This window comes from bacterium, from assembly GCA_004299235.1.
Taxonomy (GTDB): Bacteria; Chloroflexota; Dormibacteria; order Dormibacterales; family Dormibacteraceae; genus SCQL01.
The window spans coordinates 1-2,101 of sequence record SCQL01000067.1; the positions used below are offsets into that span (position 1 = coordinate 1).

The following is a 2,101-nucleotide window of genomic DNA, read 5'->3' on the forward strand; positions in this document are numbered from 1 at the left end:
CGCTCACTCTTCAGCCATCACCTCGGCAGAGGGCCGGTAGAGCGCAGCCCAGAGGGCGAAGAACGCCACCAGCAGCCCCGCCCAGAAGACGATCCAGGTGACGGCTGCGTTTGGCGTGGCAATCGCGCGCTCGATCAATGTCGCCGCTATGAGAAAGACTCCCAGGACCAGCGCCGTGTTTGCATGCCACGGATGATAGTCCAGACCGCGCGACCGGAGCGCGAGCGCGATGATCGCCACACCGGCGATGCTGCCCAGCCACGTCCAGGCGGGCGAGAGGACCAGGTGCTGGTCGAGTACCGATGCGTAGACGAGCAGCAGGCCCAAGATCGTGCTCGCGATGTTGGAGAGCATGATGTCAACTCCTCATGCGCCGTGAAGCCGGCGCAGGTAGCGCCACGTGATCGGCGGGATGACGGCGTACGCCGCACAACTGCAGACGAGAAAGATCTTCCACATCACCTGTAGCGGCGAGATCCAAAGCACGGCGAGCAGGCACGCGCACTGCGCGGCGTAGCAGGCGTAGGCGATGCGCGTCAGAGACCGGCGCTCGGAGAGCATGGCGGCGACGTAGAGCACGGCATAGCCGCCGCCCATGAAGGCAAAAACTCCAAGCAGGCTCGATGTTGCGAGTACTTGCCACGGGAGCACGGCGCGTCACTCTGCCGGCGCGCGTGCCGGGCCGCCCGCGCGCGAGGTCTCGCGCACGCGCTTCCCGATGGTGAGCAGGTCGTAGGCGAGAACGAAATACCCCGCGGCGAAGACGATGGCGAAGACCAGCCGCATTCCCAACCCCTCGATGAACCACGGAGACGACGACGCCGAGACGAAGGCGTTGAACGTCGAGCCGCCGATCGCGCGCTCGTAGAAAGCCTGCGCCATTCCCGCCATCATCAGCGAGCCCACCATACCGATCATCCCGCCATTGAGCAGCGCGAAGGCCCACTTCCACGTCGCGCCGGCAAAAAGCGTCGCGCGCCGGTGATCCTGCAGAGCAAGGTAGATCACCGAGATCACGCCGCAGCCGTAGGCCCCCCACATGGCGAAGTGGCCATGAGATGCCGTCCACTGCGTGCCGTGAGCAAAGAGGTTGATCTGCGGCAGGGTAATCATGAAGCCGAAGATGCCGGCGCCGATGAAGTTGCCGAATGCCTCCGCCATCATCCAGTAGAAGGCCGGCTCGTTGGTCATCTTCATGTGGTGCTCGCCGGCGTCATAGACGGCGTGCACCACCATGCCCAAGAGCGGCAGCGGCTCGAGGGCGGAGAAGAAGCCGCCGATCCCCAGCCAGTACGCTGGAGCTCCCATCCAGAAGTAGTGGTGGCCGATGCCCAGCACGCCGGTGGCCAAGACCAATGCCACTTCGATGTAGAGCCAGGTTTCCACGATCCTGCGCGAGGTGCCCATGAGACGCATCAGCACCAGCGCTACGATCGAGCCGATCATCACCTCCCAGGTTGCCTCGACCCAGAAGTGCACCAGCCACCACCACCAGAACTGGTCGACGGAAATATTGGTTGGCGCCGGGAAGGCGATGAGGTAGAGGAAGAAGAGCGGCACCAAGTTGAGGATGACCACCCAGACCACGCCCGTGACGCGTTTGCTTGCGACGGCAGTTCCCACGATGTTGTAGACGAAGACGGCGACGCCGATTGCCACGATGATCGCCGCCCAGCGTGGCTCCTCGACGTACTTGCGTCCTTGATTGATGAGCCACAGGGTGCGATCCGTACCGGGTCCGAACTGCACGAAGACGAAGATCGCTGCGACCACGAGCACCGTTGCGCAAAAGATCCAGAAGATGACGTTAGCGAGCTTGAGGCCCACCAACTCCCGGCCGTACTCCGCGGGAATCAGCCAGAAGAGCGCGCCCATGAATGCCATGAGGATCCAGATGATCAGCACGTCGATGTGCAAGATCTTGAGGATGCTGAAGGGCAGCACCGGATAGAGGAACTGCGGGTGCGCGTAGTCGATCGCTGCCAGCAGACCGGCCACGACTACGATCCCGAAGAGCACCACGGAGGCGGCGAAATACTTGAGGGCTAGACTCTGCGATTCGGGGAAGCTCGGCCGCTCTTGCATACGATACCTGCCTCGC

Annotated in this window: 3 protein-coding genes; all 3 read right to left on the bottom strand. The window is 63.2% G+C overall.

All coding sequences use genetic code 11. From position 1 onward, the window contains the following. Positions 1–3: 3 nt before the first annotated feature. The 3 genes from EPN29_14230 to EPN29_14240 are packed head-to-tail and all read right to left on the bottom strand — an operon-like array spanning position 4 to position 2,085. Complete coding sequence (locus tag EPN29_14230) at positions 4–354, bottom strand: hypothetical protein (protein TAN30761.1); 351 nt, start codon at positions 352–354, stop codon at positions 4–6. Between the two features lie 12 nt (positions 355–366). Continuing rightward, positions 367–597, bottom strand: coding sequence for a hypothetical protein (locus EPN29_14235; protein ID TAN30762.1), 231 nt, complete (start codon positions 595–597; stop codon positions 367–369). Between the two features lie 60 nt (positions 598–657). Continuing rightward, a complete protein-coding gene (locus EPN29_14240; GenBank protein TAN30763.1) occupies positions 658–2,085 on the bottom strand; it encodes a nitric-oxide reductase in 1,428 nt (475 codons plus the stop codon). Positions 2,086–2,101: the final 16 nt, after the last annotated feature.